At 33.6% G+C, this 18,956-nt stretch carries 15 protein-coding genes and 1 tRNA gene; 8 read left to right on the top strand and 8 right to left on the bottom strand.

All coding sequences use genetic code 11. The features are described 5' to 3' along the window. Window positions 1-124: 124 nt before the first annotated feature. A complete protein-coding gene (locus BLS98_RS03285; RefSeq protein WP_089733556.1) occupies window positions 125-1,720 on the top strand; it encodes a hypothetical protein in 1,596 nt (531 codons plus the stop codon). A 464-nt stretch (window positions 1,721-2,184) separates the two neighbouring features. Here the strand turns inward: BLS98_RS03285 and BLS98_RS03280 are convergent, their stop codons facing one another. From BLS98_RS03280 to BLS98_RS03270, 3 genes are all read right to left on the bottom strand, one after another. Then, entirely contained in the window at window positions 2,185-2,838 is a 654-nt protein-coding gene (locus tag BLS98_RS03280) for a response regulator transcription factor (protein ID WP_089733554.1), read from the bottom strand. Then, the gene (locus BLS98_RS03275; RefSeq protein WP_228425295.1) at window positions 2,838-4,442 is read right to left on the bottom strand and encodes a sensor histidine kinase; all 1,605 of its coding nucleotides are present in this window, start codon (window positions 4,440-4,442) and stop codon (window positions 2,838-2,840) included. The genes BLS98_RS03280 and BLS98_RS03275 overlap by 1 nt, the downstream gene beginning before the upstream one ends. Before the next feature lie 544 nt (window positions 4,443-4,986). Next, window positions 4,987-5,571, bottom strand: coding sequence for a hypothetical protein (locus BLS98_RS03270; protein ID WP_089733550.1), 585 nt, complete (start codon window positions 5,569-5,571; stop codon window positions 4,987-4,989). A 305-nt stretch (window positions 5,572-5,876) separates the two neighbouring features. Between BLS98_RS03270 and BLS98_RS03265 the strand changes: the two genes are divergently transcribed. Then, window positions 5,877-5,961: transfer RNA gene (locus BLS98_RS03265), tRNA-Ser, on the top strand. 409 nt (window positions 5,962-6,370) lie between these two features. Then, the gene (locus BLS98_RS03260; protein ID WP_089733548.1) at window positions 6,371-6,937 is read left to right on the top strand and encodes a DUF6134 family protein; all 567 of its coding nucleotides are present in this window, start codon (window positions 6,371-6,373) and stop codon (window positions 6,935-6,937) included. 93 nt (window positions 6,938-7,030) lie between these two features. Here BLS98_RS03260 and BLS98_RS03255 read toward each other — a convergent pair whose 3' ends face one another. From BLS98_RS03255 to BLS98_RS23180, 4 genes are all read right to left on the bottom strand, one after another. After that, complete coding sequence (locus BLS98_RS03255) at window positions 7,031-8,158, bottom strand: agmatine deiminase family protein (protein ID WP_089733547.1); 1,128 nt, start codon at window positions 8,156-8,158, stop codon at window positions 7,031-7,033. A 69-nt stretch (window positions 8,159-8,227) separates the two neighbouring features. Continuing rightward, window positions 8,228-9,052, bottom strand: a complete 825-nt coding sequence (locus BLS98_RS03250) for an AraC family transcriptional regulator (RefSeq protein ID WP_089733545.1) — start codon at window positions 9,050-9,052, stop codon at window positions 8,228-8,230. Window positions 9,053-9,204: 152 nt separating this feature from the next. Beyond that, window positions 9,205-9,351 carry a bacteriocin-like protein gene (locus BLS98_RS23185; RefSeq protein WP_167356162.1) on the bottom strand — a complete coding sequence of 49 codons (147 nt, stop codon included), beginning with the start codon at window positions 9,349-9,351 and terminating at the stop codon, window positions 9,205-9,207. 30 nt (window positions 9,352-9,381) lie between these two features. Further along, on the bottom strand, window positions 9,382-9,525 hold the full coding sequence (locus BLS98_RS23180; protein ID WP_167356161.1) for a bacteriocin-like protein: 144 nt from the start codon (window positions 9,523-9,525) through the stop codon (window positions 9,382-9,384). Window positions 9,526-9,939: 414 nt separating this feature from the next. Here BLS98_RS23180 and BLS98_RS03245 point away from each other — a divergent pair, with 414 nt between their 5' ends. The 4 genes from BLS98_RS03245 (at window position 9,940) to BLS98_RS03230 (ending at window position 13,807) form a co-directional block, all read left to right on the top strand. Further along, on the top strand, window positions 9,940-11,286 hold the full coding sequence (locus BLS98_RS03245; protein ID WP_089733543.1) for a hypothetical protein: 1,347 nt from the start codon (window positions 9,940-9,942) through the stop codon (window positions 11,284-11,286). A 15-nt stretch (window positions 11,287-11,301) separates the two neighbouring features. Continuing rightward, window positions 11,302-11,907, top strand: coding sequence for a DUF6705 family protein (locus BLS98_RS03240; RefSeq protein WP_089733542.1), 606 nt, complete (start codon window positions 11,302-11,304; stop codon window positions 11,905-11,907). A 350-nt stretch (window positions 11,908-12,257) separates the two neighbouring features. Next, a complete protein-coding gene (locus tag BLS98_RS03235; RefSeq protein ID WP_089733540.1) occupies window positions 12,258-13,364 on the top strand; it encodes a pyridoxal phosphate-dependent aminotransferase in 1,107 nt (368 codons plus the stop codon). Window positions 13,365-13,516: 152 nt separating this feature from the next. Then, a complete protein-coding gene (locus tag BLS98_RS03230) occupies window positions 13,517-13,807 on the top strand; it encodes a DUF1272 domain-containing protein (RefSeq protein ID WP_089733538.1) in 291 nt (96 codons plus the stop codon). Window positions 13,808-14,007: 200 nt separating this feature from the next. Here BLS98_RS03230 and BLS98_RS03225 read toward each other — a convergent pair whose 3' ends face one another. Beyond that, complete coding sequence (locus BLS98_RS03225) at window positions 14,008-14,379, bottom strand: VOC family protein (RefSeq protein ID WP_089733537.1); 372 nt, start codon at window positions 14,377-14,379, stop codon at window positions 14,008-14,010. 179 nt (window positions 14,380-14,558) lie between these two features. On the opposite strand from BLS98_RS03225, the gene cas13b reads away from it, so the two are divergent. Further along, window positions 14,559-18,056 (top strand): type VI-B CRISPR-associated RNA-guided ribonuclease Cas13b, encoded by a 3,498-nt coding sequence (gene cas13b / locus BLS98_RS03220; protein WP_089733535.1) that lies wholly within the window; start codon window positions 14,559-14,561, stop codon window positions 18,054-18,056. Window positions 18,057-18,956: the final 900 nt, after the last annotated feature.

Here is an 18,956-nt window from a genome sequence, read left to right as displayed (position 1 = left end):
TAGGAATTCTTATCCAGTAATAGTTTCCAATAATGAGCTTTTACCCTCTTCCAGCTTCTTTCTAATTTCATATTTACTTTACGGTTTGTAGTATTTTTCGTAAGTTAGGACTTCAAACCAATCCATGAAATATATTCTTCAGGCCTTTATGGTCCTTTTATTACTGCAATCCTGCCAGTCAGATGAATTAAAAGTAAGCTTTAAAACAATAGAAATCAATATTCCGGGAACTTTAGGACCGTCTCTAAAGCATAAATCAAAATACTACTGTTATTTTGAAAAAGACAATCCGTTGGGCAAATATACCATTGTAGACTTTTACATTCTGGATGAGAGTGGAAAAGTTCAGGCTACCATTCCGCCGCCCCCTATTAAGTTTTCGGATTACAATCTAACGGTAAGGAATGATACTATTTTCACCACCAATTACAAGAGCTATACTTCTTTCTATCTTGACGAGAAAAAAAAGAAATGGATAAGAGATTTAAGTACATTAAATATTATTTTCAAAGATCAAAATTATACGGTATTCAATCGTAGTTTAGACGATTGCTGCTCTAAAACGTGGTTTAAGGATAATAAGACCGGACAGCAATATGAAGTCTTTACAGAAAATGCGATAGTCAATAAACTTAATAATGTTTATTACCTCAGTACACCTACTATGATTCTCAAAATCCAAGATCCAAAGAAACTTGAATCCAGTGGAAAGTTTAATGCTGATCATCCTCCAACTTCTGATGATAACCCACAAAAGGGAATCGAAATTTTATACCAAAATAAATTTTCTCAAATGTTTATGTTTCAATCTTCCCTGGCAACATCTTTTGTAGTGAAGCAAAATCTCTATCACCTGTATTCGGAGGGTGGCTCCACTAAAATAGTTGTTTTAAAAGATGATAATTTGATCAATATTTTTGATCTTAAAGATGATATCCGTCCTTACCACCCCCTTTATGAAAAAAATTACTATTCTCCATATATGGGATATCAAGATGAGTTTGGTTCTTACCGGTCACCTTATGCAAAGATGAACTATGTCCCAGGAAATGAATACCAGACTCTTCCGTTTTCTACCAGCGATCCTAACCGATCTGGAATTATTGAAATAGACAAAAACAAAGTCAATATAATTACGCTCTACAATAAATATCAGGAACCCATATTGGGAGAACCTTACACAAAATCATGGGTTGAAAAGAACTTCATGGATTTTTACACTCATTTTAATACTTTATCTATCCAACAGATTGATCGCATTGAAAAAAAAGAAAATGCATTGAACCTTACTCAATATTCTATATGTGATGATTGTTGTAGTGATTGCTGTAGTACGTCATGTGATGAAATTCCAAGGGTTTATCAGAAAATAGAGCGCAAGTACATCCATTTGATCACCTCCTATTTTTATTCTCCGGAGAATCAATCACTGAAGCTTATTGAATTCCAATGGAAAACCCAATCAAGAGCAACCATTTATAACAAGGATAATTTTGAGGTTTGGCAAAATCTGAATACCCGCAAAATCTTTGCCCCTAAATTTGAATGGCTACACGCCTTCTTAAAACAAAAATTGGGAGAACCTGTTTCTGAAAACCCATCCAAAGCGATATGGGAAACAGAAACACAAATGGTTGAATTATCATATAATTACGATAATTTTAACCCTAACCGTAATACGAATACTAAGCTTACGCTATATAAAAAGCAAAAGAATTGATACTGGTTTTACGTTGAAAACAGATCATATATCATCATAAAAAAAGGAGGCTTTTATTGCCTCCCTTTTTCTCTTGTACTAGTAACCACACCTTGGATTTCCTTATAGTAATTTGTGTTTTTTTCTTATCATTTGGTTTTTTCAAGAAATCCACGTTTAAGGTCATTCATACACTTCTATATTAATCTCATCACTTGTATTAATTCCTTTTCATCACTTGTGTTTTGTGTTTTGCATAACTATAGTTTATTATTTTTATAGTTACTTCAATTTACGGGTTCAAATGAAGTGAAAAAACTAAAAAAAGCATTAGCAATTCATTTGGTAAATTTTATACTACAAAGTAACGACATCGCAGGATAATATCATCTATAAACCCCATCGATACATATCAGATGGGGTATAGATATTTATCGATAAAATAACTAGATTCATAAAGAAGTGCGGAATAGAAGTGGGAAATCCTATATTTTATGATGTGTCTTGATAAGATCAATCAGCTCTACAATATTTTCTATTTCCAGCTTTTCAAAGATGTTTTTTTTGATTGTACTTACTGTATTTTGCTTTATATTTAAATTATTCGCAATTTCCAGGTTTCCAAATCCGTCTGCATACAGTTCTGCAATCTGCAGTTCTCTTTTTGTTAAAGTGCTTAGTGGGCTTATTACATTCGGGTTATAAATAAACTGTACCAATAAATTTCTTGTCAGATCAGAAAAATACTCACCTTTCTGGATAAACTGAGAAAGAGCTTCTCTTACCTCTTCCTCTTCACTCAGCTTACTAAGGTATCCATTAGCACCGGCTTTTATAAATTTCAGGGCATGCAGATCTTCTTCAAGTCCTGTAAAGATAAGGATCTTGATATCCGGGTTTACACTTTTCATTTGAGGTAAAACATGCAGGCTGTTTCCTTCGGGGAAATGAGCATCAATAATAGCCATTTCAATTCCCTTTGTTTCTATCAGCTCTACAGCTTGCTGTAAAGATGAAGTATGATACACTTTAGCATTGGGAGCAATATCACTAATAACAATCTCCATTCCCTGCCTTACAATACTGTGGTCATCTGCTAAAAGGAATATGATTTCCCTGTTTTCAATTGGCATTTCCATTATTTATTATTGATATTTAAATTGATTCTGAACGTCACCTGCGTTCCTTTATGTAGCTTACTGGAAACAGAAATCTCTCCATCAAACAATTCTACAATTTCTTTTACAAGATTCAATCCTAATCCTACCCCAAGATTATCTACCTCATCTGAAACAGTTCCCTGATAATAAGGATCAAAAATCTTCTTCAAATCAGATTCTGAAATTCCTACTCCTGTATCTCCCACTGTTGTAATCAAAGTGATTTTATCATTTCCTAACGGCTCAGTTGTCATCACAAGATCAATCTTCCCGTTTTCTGTATACTTGTTGGCATTCCCCAGAATATTCATAAAGATCTGATTAATTCTGATATTGTCTGAGAAAACGTCAACTCCTTCAGGAATTCTATCCGTTACAGCAAATTTATTATTTCTTGTTTCCAGGTAAGGAGAAATTACTTTTACAATAGAACCTATTTCTTCTTTAAGATTAAATACAGACTTTATCAGTTTCTTCTCAGCCTCCTGATTCTTTGTATATTCCAGAATCTGATTAGATTGCAGAAGTAAGGTACTGTTTGTAAACTTAATTGATTTTAGATAATCTTTAATGGTTTCATCCCCTGTAGATCTGTAAATCTTATCAATAAATATATTAATGATCTTCAGCGGCGATCTTAAATCGTGGCTCAGCATCCCCAATATTCTGTTCTTGAAATTTAGGTTGTTCTTAATCTCTTTATTGGCTGCATCAAGTTTTCTCTCGTAGATGAAGGCCACTCTTGTAAAGTACATGATGAGAATGGATACGATGAACATTAAGACCATCAACCCAAGTACCAGATACCTTCTTATTTTATTATTGTCGGAGCTTTGTTTGGTGTATTCTTTTTCAAGCTCAGATTTGAAATCTTTAATGGCATTTTCATACACATCAATCAAGCTGTTACTGTACACCAACAGTTTACTGAAATTGCTGTAAAACTGTATATTCTCGCGCTGATTTTTGATTGCATATTGCTGTGCTTTCTTTACTTCCGCAGCATAATGCTTATCCATGGATTTTATAGCCTTATCCATTTCAGTTTTTACATTAGAAATGTCTATAGTCTTATTATTCGTTAAAGTAATTACAGTACTTTCTTTCTGAACGTTTACCTTTCCTGTGATGGCATCCTTCAAACGTCCCATAAAACCTTTCTTCTTAATAGTATCAGCGTAGGTTCGGGTTTGTACATTGAAGTTCTCAAAGTCATTCTTATACTTTGCAGGCTCATACTTCTGATCCTCAATCTTTGAAGGAGGTTTCAAAGAGGTTTCGTATACAGAGTCTATAAGGGTTTTCAGTTTGGTTACCTTCATGGTATCCATTTTCTTCTGAGCTAGTGTATTTTTCAGTCTTGGGCTTGTATTTTCATACTCCCCAATCTTATCAAAATTCTTTTTAAGTTTTCTTAATGACTCAAAATAAAGCTGCAGATCCTTATTATCCTGGCTCATCATATACCTCTGAAGATGCTCCTGCGCATCCATGAAATCCTTTCTTGAATTATCCGTCAGCCCGCCTAGTGCCCTGCTTTCCTCCAGCTGCGTCTTAATAAACTGCAGCTTTTTTTCATTCACAAACTCATTGTAAAAAAATACACCTATAATCACCTGTATCAACAAGATACATATAATCAACGAGTAATGAACAACCTTCCTCAATTTAAAATTTAAGAATTTATATTTCATATCTACTGCCAGGTAAATTAATCTTCAGTTTTCTCAAGTCTCTTTTATTAGTCTTAAACAATATAATATTATTAATGAAAATTCAATAATTACCACATATTATTCAATTGGCAAAGTTAAATTAATTTTCGTCTACTTAATAATATAAAATTTCTGACAAAAAGGAACAAATTCAGCTCTAATTTACATTAAAAAGCCCATAAAACCTAGGCTTTTCATTAATGTAAATCTATTTTTTTAGAATAGATGTAAAAAAAATCTCTATCTAAATATTTTCAGATATGTTTCGATAGGGATTGAGACGCCCAAATATCGGACAGAATTATGTATAAATAATGGTTTATTGAATGCTTAATTGCTATCATCATTTTACCATTAAAAAAGCTCTGACTTATTTTTATAAATCAGAGCTCTACTTTATTGTAAGAAACGTTTACAAACTAACGTTATCTAAAAGACTTTTCAGTTCTTCAAGGGAGATATTATTTCCTGAAGCTACTACTCCATATCTGTTTCCTTCCAGATACTGGATGCTTGTCATTTTATCGTTTTCGTACATACTGTGATCAAAATAAACAAACCATCCTTTATAGTTTTTAATATTGGTTTTATCACCGGGTTCTTCTATTGCTTTCAGCTCCAAATAGCTCAAAAGACTTCCTTTCACCTGCTCAACTCCCGCTCCGGCACCATCTGTTACCATTAAATACACATTCTGAGATCCCTTTGCATAATTTGCTGTAGCATACGATCCCGTTTCTTTATCTTCAAAAGCAGTAACTTCTGTAAGTTTAAAACCGTTAATTTCTTTTTTAAATTTGCTTTTAAAATCATTGGTATTAATAGGCTTCAACTTTTTCAGTTCTTTAGCCAGATTCTCAACTTTTATAGAATCAGAATCATTCTGTACATGCTCTATAGTTCTTGGAAGAGGCTGATTTGCAAAAACACCATTAGATCCTAAAGTGAATGTTAAAGCAATACTTAGAATACCTGCTCCCAGATAAGATAATTTCATAAATAATTAATTTTTTTTAGCCAGACAGGCATTGCAAAAAATGCACCAAATAAAAATTTTGAGAACAAATTCTCTCCTTGCTTCTTTATTTCTGAAAAAACTTGAAAGCTTTTCACTCAAAAACTCGATAAACAGGAGTAAATAAAGAGAAATGTTCATTATTTTACAAGGATCAACAAAAATAATTAATCTGATTTTTAGCCGATTATTAAGTTTTGTTAAAATTTATGGCGGAAAAGTTTTGCAGAAATTAAAAATCGTTCTATATTTGCACCACTGAAAACAACGATACAATCGGAGTTTAAGGAGAGTTGGCAGAGTGGTCGATTGCGGCAGTCTTGAAAACTGTTGACTGTAACAGGTCCGGGGGTTCGAATCCCTCACTCTCCGCTGAAACAAGCAAAAGCCTACTGAATACCAGTAGGTTTTTTTATTGGACTTTTTCATTCCACATTCATCATTAGTTTTTCTTTAAAAAATTACCGTTTAACATCTTCAAAGTATAAAAGATGTTCGTGATTATAAATCGGAACGTAATTTCATTTTAAACAATTCATTTTCAAATAATTAAAAAATATTAATTTAATAGGTTCGCACTTATCTTACAGAACATTTCAGGATTTTCTCATGCCTAATTTTGCATTATAAATATTTCTATTCTATATAAATACAGAAAAGAAATACCTATCAAAAATCCATTTCGAACCTTCAACGTACATCAATAATTATTTTAAGAATAAATACAATGAAAGCATTCCTAATTTTTTCAATATTGCTACCTGGTTATTTTCAACCCAATATGGCAAAGTTAATTAGCAAAGAATATCTGAATTATTCTATTATAAAAGATGATAAAACCATTGGTAACATCCGTATAGAACGTTCTTTAAAAGATGATATCGCTGAATATCTTTTTGAATCCCGAGCTAAAGTAAAAATCCTCTACAGCATTGAGATTTATGACAAAATGGGTGTTACTTTTAAACAAAATATTCTACAACAGGCAAAACTTTACCGGACAATGAACGGGAAACTAAAAGTAAACAATACAGCTACCTGGAATGGAAGTTTTTATAACCTTTCGGATAAAGATGGTGCCAATGGTTCTTTACAGCAATCTATTTTCTGCTCTACCGCAAGCCTATATTTTAATGAGCCAGGAAATCTAAAATCTGTTTTTTCGGAAAAATTCCAGAAAATGATTCCTATCCAAAAGATTGATTCCAAAAGATACAGAATCCATCTACCCAACGGAAACACGACTACTTACACATACAGCAGCGGAATTTGTACTTTAGTTGAAGCTAATACAGATTTTGCGAACCTAAAGTTTGTTCTTAGCACGAACCCGAATAAAAATCATTAGTGTTGTAACACCCTACCCTGCTTAACCTATCAAATTTTAACAAGCAAAAACCTACTGAATACCAGTAGGTTTTTTTTGTTGTTATGAAGAGATTTATTTGGGCTGTTGTTGTGTTACACAATGTACCATTCCTCCATTGGCAAACAGGTTACGGCAATCAATTCCAACCACTTTTTTATCAGGATACAACTGCTGAATGATATTATTAGCCACTGCATCATTAGGATCGTTATAATTAGGAACCAGTACACGATTATTAGCAATATAATAATTGATATAAGATGCTTTGCCTACATTTTTCCCATAAGTAGTTACTACATCGTACTTCGTTAAAGGAACTTTCACAAACTGGTAAGGCGAACCATTTTTTTGCGTAGCATTATAGAGCTTACCCATATCGCTGCTTGGAACCTGCCAGTAATCCAGATCATTCGTATTCATAGTAATAATAGTAGTAGAATTCGCAAATCTGGCAAATCCGTCAATATGCATGTCTGTGATGTCAAGATTAGCTTTTCCATCCAACCAGATAAATTTTGTGATTCCCAAATTTTTAGTAAAAATAGCTTCTGCCTGCTGCTGGGTCATTCCAGGATTTCTATTTTCGTTAAGAATAGAGCTTTTGCAAGCCATTAACACTCCGTTTCCATCAATTTCAACACTTCCTCCTTCATTGATCATTACTGAGTTAAGATCTATTTTTGGAACTCCGGTGTCTGTAGCAATTTTAGATGGAATTGTATTGCATTTATTATATTGGGCTTTATTCCCCCAACCGTTAAATCCCCAATCCTGAATAAACAACTTCCCATTTTTATCTTTTACATAGATAGGACCATTATCTCTTACCCAAAAATCATCAGTTGGATATAGTTTAAAGTCGATATTATTGAGTGATACTCCCGCATGGGTTAATAATCCCACAATACGATCTTTTTCCGTACCATCATAAGCAATGATATGCACTTTTTCACTTTGCGCAAGCTCTTTAGTCATAGCTACCCAGGTGGGATCAAGTCGATACTGGTAAGTACTACCATATTGATACTTGTGCGGCCATTGAAGCCAGGTTCCTTCGTGTGGAGCTGATTCTTCAGGCATTTTGTAAACAACAGAAGCGGGATCAGGCGTACCTGAAGTGGGAGGAACCGTTACCTCATCCTGAGAACAGGAAAACATAATAACAGGTAACAATAATAACATGATTTTCTTTTTTTGCATAGGTGATCTATTTTTGATAGGGCAAAATTAGATCGATAAGCAGTGTCAAAGTTGTCCAAAATTGACAATCTATTTTAAAGGCAGTAAAATATACGTCAATTGTTCCTCCTGATCATTCATTTCATCTGCATACCTTTCATATTTCTCTATGATAGGAGTATGTGAAAACTCAAGTCCGGAATTAAAAATCCATCGGGAATAAATCTTTGTATACGTATCATCTATTGTTTCATAGGTTCCGGAATGGATAAACCGCGCATATCTACCACCCAATATGGGTTTTGAGGGTAATTTTTTATTTTGAACCTGTGTCGTTGAGCAGGCATCATATCGGCAGTTTATTTCAGTCTTAATTAAAGGTTCATCTGCTATAATTCCAAAATATTCTGCATCAGAACTTAGAAAGTCATTACGCATGAAGTTGTCCCAGAGCAATTCAATTTCCTCATTATTGTAATAGGTTTGAATACTCTGATAATACACCTGTATTGGTTTAAGATATACAATTTCTGGCTCCAGCAAAATATCAGACGCTACTGGAATCAGATCCGGCTCACAAAGCAACTGCTGTTTACTTAGTTTCGCTTCTTTAGGAGATATACCAAAATGTTGTTTGAAAGCTTTTGAAAAAGATGCTATAGTAGAAAATCCTACTTCAACACCTATAGACGTAAGACTTTCCTGAGTATAAAGTATTCGTTTATAAGCATTTTCCACTTTTAGTCTTTGCTGAAAAGCACCTATTGTTTCCCCACAGCTATACTTAAAGATACGCTGAATATTTCTGTAAGAATAATTTGATACTTCTTCTAAATCTTTTACAGAAATCTGCTGATCATAATTTTTCTCAATGAAATTGATGACTTTATAAATACAGTTCAGGTTGTCTTCCATAAACAATATATCTTGGGTGGTAAATGGTCTGAAATAAATTACAAATAAAAGAAATAAAATAGAGTTAAAGCAGTATGAATATTTCCCTTTCACTACAAAAAGCCTTAAATCAATTAATTCAAGGCTTTTATTTACTAATGATACACAAGCTATTAGCTTACTATATCACATGGTGCTACACAATACACCCAAGGACATCTTTTTATTCCCGGAGGTGGGCAACATGCTTCCGAACAGCTTACGGCACCTCCATGGATGCTCTTCAGCTGATCTCTTGAAATTTTTTCACGATTTTTCATAGTCAGGTCAAGTTGGATTACACTTACAATTTAGGGCTGATTTCCGCCACCACATCCATCGTATGGCATACATTGCCATTTTCCGTTAATCAAGCATATTTGACCACCAGGGCAGTTAATCCCTCCTTTAATTGTTTTCATTTCCTGTCTTTGGATTTTTTTTAAATTTTTCATAATATTTAGATTTAATGGAAATCTAAATTAATCAATTTTCATCAAGTTAAATGAAATTATTTTATAAATTTCTCATAAAATTTATTTTATGTTTTAACTATTCATATTACACAAACATATTAAGATGGAAGTTCAATATTCGATTCCACTTCCTCTATCCCTGCCAGGAAGATCTTTTATTAAAAGGCTCTCTTTGTTGTCAATAAACAATTCCTTCTCTCCTATTTGAGAATGATTGCTTAATCCATTCTTCCCTTACTAAAATAGGGAAAAACTCACAAGTAAAAATAGATCACTATACCCTGATAAAACTCAGTTTTATTAGTCTATAAATTTAGTAGATTATAATATATCTTTGCCGCGGGAATTGTGAAAAAAATTCCTTTAATATTAAATAAAGACTATTATTAGCCTATGAAAAAAAACTATTTCTCAACTTCTGTGCTGGGAGCTCTTTCATTATTTTTCCTATTTTCATGTCGAGTGGAAGATGATTTTGTCCAAAGCAATACTCCTCCTGAAGAAAAAAGATTCGCTGCTTTTTGGACAACGGATCAAACCAAAACTGTAGACTTCGCAAAAGCATTTGAAGAGGTTCTTAAAGATTATGGCGAAAGTTCAGGCAAGGAACTCTATGGGGTAAAACCTAAAAGCGATGGCACTTATGTAGATTTTAATGTATTTTCCCAAACAGTAGCCTTGCCAGAAGGCGGTTATGCTGTTTTATTTCCTGTTGTTAAAAACTCGAAAACTACAGATATTCTTATCGCATCCATTGATAAAGATGCGAAGAAATTAGGAGTTAATCTCGTGGATAAGAATATGGCTCAGTATGCAGATATTTTTAAAATTCTGGATGAACGGATTCACAAAAATTTAAATGTACAGACAGCAAGAGGTACAATACATGAAATTGATCCTGTTGTTATCCCTTGGAATCCTAATCACGGCGGAGGCTGGAGTGGCGGCTTTGGCGGTGGTTCCGGTTCCGGAGGTGGTGGAGGCAGTGAGCCTACCTGTTCTGAAGTCTATAGAATGGCTGCTCCACAAAGTCTGTTTGGCAGATTACCTCCTGCACAATGTATAGATCCTATAGGCGGTGGCGGCAGTGGCACCCCTGCATTTCCTACGCTACCACCACCAGACCCATGCAGTAGATTAAAAGACCAAAAAGAGGATTATAAATATCAGTCCAGCGAAAGCTATCTGAAAACAAAACTGAATGATACCAGCGAAAGTGGTTTTAGAGTTGGACTTCCTGTACCGGGTTCAGGGCAAGCATCAAGTCAATATCAACAGCTTAGCAATACACCAGGTACGAATCAGTTGGATTTCAAAATATTCAATACAACTTTTGGAATTATGCATTCGCATTACAATGGATTGATTCCTATCTTTTCCCCAGGAGATGTAAATTTGTATATTCAACTGCTAAAAAATGCAAAAAATAATAATATACCTTTGAATCTTGTATTTGTTTCAGTAGTCACCGAAAGTGGGACCTACCAATTAAGAGGAGATAACAGTATGAATGTGGATGCTTTAAATATGTACACAGATGCCCAGATTACCGCTCTAAATGACACTTACACAAAAAGCTTAGGCAATGCCAATATTTCTACGGAGAGTCTGCAGCAAAAGTTTATGGATTTCCTGAAAGAAAATATGAACATTCCGGGAATGGAATTATATACTGTTGACGAAAATGGAAACAGCAAACAGCTTAATGAAAATGGTACACCTACTCCATGTCCTAACTAAAATAAATGTAAACAAATGAAAACTTTTTTAATCTCAATAACAACCCTCTTAACCATATCAGCTCACGCACAGAAAGTACTCCCGCTACACTCCAATGAAGCGCGTGTTTCTGATGGTACTTACTATAAAGATTTAGATAATGAACTTAGCCCTTATATAGGCACCTGGAAAGGAAGCTGGGGAGATAAAACCATCTATCTGGAACTGCGTAAAATAAAAGAGCCCCTAACCAGCAAAAGCGGCAAGACCACCTATACCGACAGAATTTTTGGAGAAAGGAAAATAGTTACTGCTAATGGCAGCGTTATTGTAGACAGAATAACAAATTTTAGTCAAACTGACGCCGAATTCTTTGGTCCATTTACCAGCTGGAAAGACAAAAAAACAAAACTATTAGAGTTCCATCCGAAAGATATGTGTACAGCTTATGTTATTTTAGATGTCAACTTTTTAAACGCTGAAAAAACTAAGCTTTCATTAAGTTCGAAAAGTGATTTGCTTAGTCTTGGATCCCCAACGGCATTTGATGAAGCAAAATGTTCTAAAGTAAAGGATCTTAGACAAGGAACAAATTCTGCGATTCTTAATTTTCCGAGAGAGATTGTTTTAGTGAAGCAATAGCAAGTTTTCTTTGATATCGGTATCAAAGAAAGATATATACAAATAGGCTGCCCATATAAACGGGCGGCTTATTTGCTTTTTAAAACAAATTCAAACCAACACTCCCTTTGCCAAATTGACAACAAACAGTCGAATTTACAATCTATTTACATTGATTTATCTTATCTGGATTAAAAAAACACAATAACTTTCATCAAGACTACTTTCAGTTCCATATTATTTTCTTAGCTTAGTTTTATGGAAAAATATAGGCTTAATTTATTTGAAGCCTGGTTCTCAGTTCATTCTTGTTTATACTTTGCTGATACTTTTCCATTAGTCACCATTTAAAAAAACATAAAATCCATGATATGAAAACAAATCGAAGAGTTTGGCTGAAACAAATTGGTCTTGGCATTGTTGGTGCAAGTATTCCCACCTTACAAGTGAATGCCATTACAAATTCTATTTTATTTCAGGAGCAAGACAACAACAACTTACCTATTATTCTGCGCTCAAATGAAAATCCTTACGGACCATCGCCTCTTGCTTTAAAAGCTATTTCAAACAATATTAAGTTAACCAACAGATATAATTGGGATATTGCACCAGAATTAATCGCTGAATTGGCAAAGAAAAATAGTGTAGAAGAAAATAATATTTTGCTTGGTGCAGGCTCAACGGAAATCTTGGATTTGGTTGCGAAATATATTGCAGCAGAAAAATCGAATTATGTTATAGCTGATCCCAGTTATGACTATTGGACAAAAACAATGGATAATCTTGGAGTCCATAAAATAAAAGTAGCATTAACAGCGGATAAAAAAATTGATTTATCAAAAATGTTTGACTCTATCAATCAAGATACAAAACTCATTTACATCTGCAATCCCAACAATCCCACAGGAACCATCTGCGAAAGAGATCAGCTTGTTACCCTTATAAAAAAGACTCCCAGAAATGTTACCATTTTAGTTGATGAAGCTTACTTGGAATATACAAAAGAAAAAACACTCACTGAACTTATTAAGTCAATCCCCAATCTGATTATAGTCAAAACATTTTCAAAAATTCATGGCCTGGCAGGCGCTAGAATTGGCTATGCGGTTGCTGACTCAAGCCTCTTGGATACATTAAGAAATCTACAATCCAATACCAATAATAGTGTAAGCGTTTTATCAAAATTAGCTGCAATAGCTTCTATAAAAGATGACAAATTTATTAATGACTGCTATGTACTGAATGAAAATGTGAGAAAATTCACCATCACAGAACTAACTAATCTGAATATCAAATGTATTCCTTCAGGTACAAATTTCTTATATTTTTCCCTGCTAAACTATCCAAAAGACTACTTTGGGAATTTGGAAAAGAACAAGATTCAAGGAACAAGAATTTATGAGGAAGACGGAAAATGGACAAGAATAACCATTGGAACTCTTGATGAAATGAGGAGATTTGTTGCAGCGCTCAAGTAAGATACTTTGGGTAGTATTGCTTGGGAATAAACTTAGCTATACAACTCATAGGGATTCATCAGAATAAACAAAACCAATATTCACAAAAATACCTTTATCTCTCCCAAATTTAAGTTAAATTCGTATTTCAAATAATCATACCTACTCAATACATGTTAGAGATCAGAACCAGCTGCGAAAATTGCCAGAAACCCTTACCTTATGATTCCCCTGAAGCCATGATATGTACATTTGAATGTACTTTTTGTAAAGATTGTGTTGACCAAATTTTTAAAAATGTTTGCCCAAACTGCGGCGGCGGATTAGAAAAACGTCCTATCCGGCCCAAAAGTCTTCTTGCAAAGTATCCCGTGAGTGCTGAAGTGGTATATAAACCGATTAACGAAGCTGAGTTTACAATGAAACAAGAGAGATTAATAGATATCCCTTTAGGTGAGCGATAAATAATACAATCGAATCACCTATACGCCAAACCATTAAAAAAACTCAAAAGATTAAAATAAAAGCCTTACCCAACATTCAGGATCTAAGTTTTTCTGACTTGGAAAGGTATTAAAACATAAAAATTTTCTTCTTTTATAAAAACAAAACCTACTCATTACAGTAGGTTTTTCTTGTATTTGTAAGACATCTGATTTTTATCTCAGAATGGAGTTTTTTGTACATTAAACACCGTACCTGCCGGATCTGTAATCCAGTGCATATTTTCCGGAAGCTCTTCAATTTCATCACAGGTCTCTACTCCATTCAATTGCAGATATTGTGTTGCTTCTTCAACATTAGGAACGGTAAGCTGTAACCAGGTTTCTGAATGCGTGTAATTATCCACACAGTCTAACCAGATGATATTGTTCCCGAACTTCACTTCATGGGTTCTGGAGACTGTAGGGTTATTAATTTTCTTTTCTTCCACAGGTAATTTTAAAACATCTCTGTAAAAAGCTACGGTCTTCTCATATTTACTTTTCGGAATTTTAATGGCGATATTAATTCCTGCTTCAAATGGGATGCTCATATTTAATCCTTTTTGTTTCAATTGGTTGAGTAAAGCTATTAAATTGATTTGTTGTTCGGCTTGCCTTATGACAAGATCATAAAAACACAAACAGCAATTACTTATTCCGGTTTCCCGTTTTCTTGTCTTCCCATTAATTCTTATATTGGGGAAATTTTAATAATAAACTAAAAACACCAATGGAAAAAACTCAGACTGGCTTGGGCATTTACTACGATCATACAAAACTTCAGGATAAATACTTTTTCGGTGGATTCTTCAACCTTGCACAAAACAATATAGATAACGTTATTAAAGCGTTTATAATAAAATTCTTCCCGGAAAGAAAAGATAAAGACATAAACATAGCTCAGTTTCTAGATATATGTTTTAAAGACAACGATGCAGATTCAGATTTCCAGAAAAAAAACAAGTTTCTAAGAATACATTTTCCTGTAATAGGCTTTTTAACCTCCGATAATGATAAAGCAGGTTTCAAAAAAAAGTTTGCTCTACTTCTAAAGACTATTTCCGAACTAAGAAACTTCTACACTCATTATTATCATAAATCAATAGAATTTCCTTCTGAATTGTTTGAACTACTTGATGATATTTTCGTAAAAACCACCAGTGAAATCAAGAAGCTCAAAAAAAAGGATGATAAGACGCAGCAGCTTCTTAATAAAAATCTTTCGGAAGAATACGACATCAGATACCAACAACAGATTGAAAGATTAAAAGAACTTAAGGCACAAGGGAAAAGAGTATCACTTACAGATGAAACAGCTATCAGAAATGGGGTTTTCAACGCCGCTTTCAATCATCTAATTTATAGAGACGGAGAAAACGTTAAACCTTCACGCCTTTATCAATCTTCCTATTCTGAACCAGATCCTGCAGAAAATGGCATATCTCTCTCACAAAATAGCATTTTGTTTTTACTAAGTATGTTTCTGGAAAGAAAAGAAACTGAAGATTTAAAAAGCAGAGTAAAAGGCTTTAAAGCAAAAATTATAAAACAAGGAGAAGAACAAATAAGTGGTTTGAAATTTATGGCGACCCATTGGGTTTTCTCTTATCTATGTTTTAAAGGCATAAAACAAAAGCTTTCTACAGAGTTTCATGAAGAAACTTTACTTATACAAATCATTGATGAGCTAAGTAAGGTTCCGGATGAAGTCTATTCTGCTTTTGATTCAAAAACAAAAGAAAAATTTCTAGAGGACATTAATGAATACATGAAAGAAGGAAATGCAGATCTCAGCCTTGAAGATTCTAAAGTCATTCATCCTGTCATCAGAAAACGTTATGAAAATAAATTTAATTACTTCGCTATAAGATTTTTAGATGAATATTTGAGTTCTACTTCACTGAAATTTCAGGTTCATGTTGGAAATTATGTTCATGACAGAAGGGTAAAACATATAAACGGAACAGGCTTCCAGACAGAAAGAATTGTAAAAGACAGAATAAAAGTTTTTGGCAGACTTTCAAATATAAGTAACCTTAAAGCAGATTACATAAAAGAACAATTAGAACTACCAAATGATAGTAATGGATGGGAAATTTTTCCAAATCCTTCTTATATATTTATAGACAACAATGTTCCAATACATGTATTAGCTGATGAAGCTACAAAAAAAGGGATTGAACTTTTCAAAGATAAAAGGCGAAAAGAACAGCCGGAAGAATTGCAAAAAAGGAAAGGAAAAATAAGTAAGTATAATATTGTAAGCATGATTTACAAAGAGGCAAAAGGTAAAGATAAGCTCAGAATAGATGAGCCTCTTGCCTTATTATCTCTTAACGAAATCCCGGCACTACTCTATCAAATACTAGAAAAAGGAGCCACACCGAAAGATATAGAGCTGATTATAAAAAACAAACTGACAGAAAGATTTGAAAAAATAAAAAATTACGATCCTGAAACTCCTGCTCCGGCCTCACAAATAAGCAAAAGACTAAGAAACAACACTACTGCAAAAGGGCAGGAAGCCTTAAATGCAGAAAAACTTTCTCTTTTAATAGAAAGAGAAATTGAAAACACTGAAACTAAGCTAAGTTCTATTGAAGAAAAACGACTGAAAGCTAAAAAGGAACAGAGAAGAAATACACCTCAGAGGTCTATTTTTTCTAATAGTGACCTTGGCCGTATAGCCGCATGGTTGGCTGATGATATTAAACGTTTTATGCCTGCAGAGCAAAGAAAAAACTGGAAAGGCTACCAGCATAGCCAGTTACAACAATCTCTTGCATATTTTGAAAAAAGACCACAAGAAGCATTTCTACTTCTGAAAGAAGGATGGGATACCTCAGATGGAAGTTCCTATTGGAACAATTGGGTTATGAATAGTTTTTTAGAAAACAACCACTTTGAGAAGTTTTATAAAAATTATCTAATGAAACGAGTTAAATATTTTTCTGAACTGGCTGGAAATATAAAACAACATACTCATAACACTAAGTTTCTTCGCAAATTTATAAAACAGCAAATGCCCGCAGATCTGTTTCCGAAAAGGCACTATATATTAAAAGATTTAGAAACAGAAAAAAATAAAGTTTTATCTAAACCTCTTGTTTTCTCCAGAGGTTTGTTTGACAACAACCCTACATTTATAAAAGGAGTAAAAGTAACTGAAAATCCTGAGCTTTTTGCTGAATGGTATAGCTATGGATACAAAACAGAACATGTCTTCCAGCATTTCTATGGCTGGGAAAGAGACTATAATGAGCTTTTGGATAGTGAACTACAAAAAGGTAATAGTTTTGCAAAGAACAGTATATACTATAACAGAGAAAGCCAGCTAGACCTTATAAAACTAAAACAGGATCTGAAAATAAAAAAAATAAAAATACAAGATCTGTTTCTGAAAAGGATTGCGGAAAAACTATTTGAAAATGTGTTCAACTATCCAACAACGCTTTCGCTCGATGAGTTTTATTTGACACAGGAAGAAAGAGCAGAAAAAGAAAGAATTGCTCTTGCACAAAGCCTGAGAGAAGAAGGTGACAACAGCCCAAACATTATAAAAGACGACTTTATTTGGAGCAAAACAATAGCATTTAGAAGCAAACAAATCTACGAACCTGCTATTAAACTTAAAGACATAGGAAAATTTAATCGCTTTGTACTTGATGATGAAGAAAGTAAAGCTTCAAAGCTATTATCTTATGACAAAAATAAGATCTGGAATAAAGAACAATTGGAAAGAGAACTTTCTATAGGTGAAAACTCCTATGAAGTAATCCGAAGAGAAAAGCTTTTTAAAGAAATTCAGAATCTGGAGTTGCAGATCCTATCCAACTGGTCTTGGGATGGGATAAACCATCCCAGAGAATTCGAAATGGAAGACCAAAAGAATACCCGGCATCCTAACTTCAAAATGTATTTAGTGAATGGCATTCTAAGAAAAAACATTAATCTCTATAAGGAAGACGAAGACTTTTGGCTTGAAAGCCTTAAGGAAAATGACTTTAAAACGCTTCCTTCTGAAGTACTTGAAACAAAATCTGAAATGGTACAGCTCCTTTTTCTGGTCATACTGATTAGAAACCAGTTTGCTCATAACCAATTGCCGGAAATACAGTTTTACAATTTCATCAGGAAAAACTATCCGGAAATACAAAATAATACTGTAGCAGAACTATACCTGAACTTGATAAAATTAGCTGTTCAAAAACTGAAAGACAATAGCTAGTTTATTATTTTAATGATCTTTGAAATTAACATATAAATATTATAAAAAAAAAACAGACAATAAATAATGTTGGAAAACATTGTACCATTTGAAGATTACTAACAACATTTATATTTCTATTTTCTAAAAGGCTTTATTGGGACGTATAGCAATTTGAGGTATACTCACAACAGATAAAATTAAATTGCTCGTTAATAGAAGGTTGGGACATATCACAGTTTGAAGGGTACTAACAACCCAGATGGCATTATTCTAATCACTTTTTTTGTTGGGACATATCACAGTTTGAAGGGTACTAACAACTTCAAAAATTGCACAGTAGTTGTAAAGCGGGTTGGGACATATCACAGTTTGAAGGGTACTAACAACAATCAAGTTTAGCAATTACGAATTGATATTGGTTGGGATGTATCACAATTTGAAGGGGGTTAACAACATTGTTATATTTTTTAAAATTTGACGTAAAGTTGGGACGTATCACAGTTTGATGGATATTAACAACACATATTACCTATATGTTAGCATCATGTTTGTTGAGACATATCATAATTTGAAGAGTACTAACAACATAGTGGTGTCAATGGGCACAACTCTTATCAAGTTGAGACGTATCACAATTTGAGGGGGTACTCACAACGGGATTATATAAATTGCGGTGTAAAAACCGGTTGAGACGTATTATAATTTGAGAGGTACTAACAACGCATTGCAATTTGTTGCAAAGAGTTACTTAGTTGGGACGTATCATAATTTGAAAGGTACTAACAACCTCAATCTTTTCTTTTATCTCTGGAATTGAGTTGGGAAATGTCACAGTTTTATGGATAATTACAACTCTTTTGGATCCCCTCCATGTGCTAGTAATGTTGGGAAGTACCACAGTTTTAAGGGTGCTAACAA

Origin of the sequence: Chryseobacterium jejuense (assembly GCF_900100075.1) — a bacterium.
GTDB lineage: Bacteria > Bacteroidota > Bacteroidia > Flavobacteriales > Weeksellaceae > Chryseobacterium > Chryseobacterium jejuense.
The sequence above is the reverse complement of the archived record's forward strand: the minus strand, read 5'-3'. Positions and strand labels throughout refer to the sequence as shown.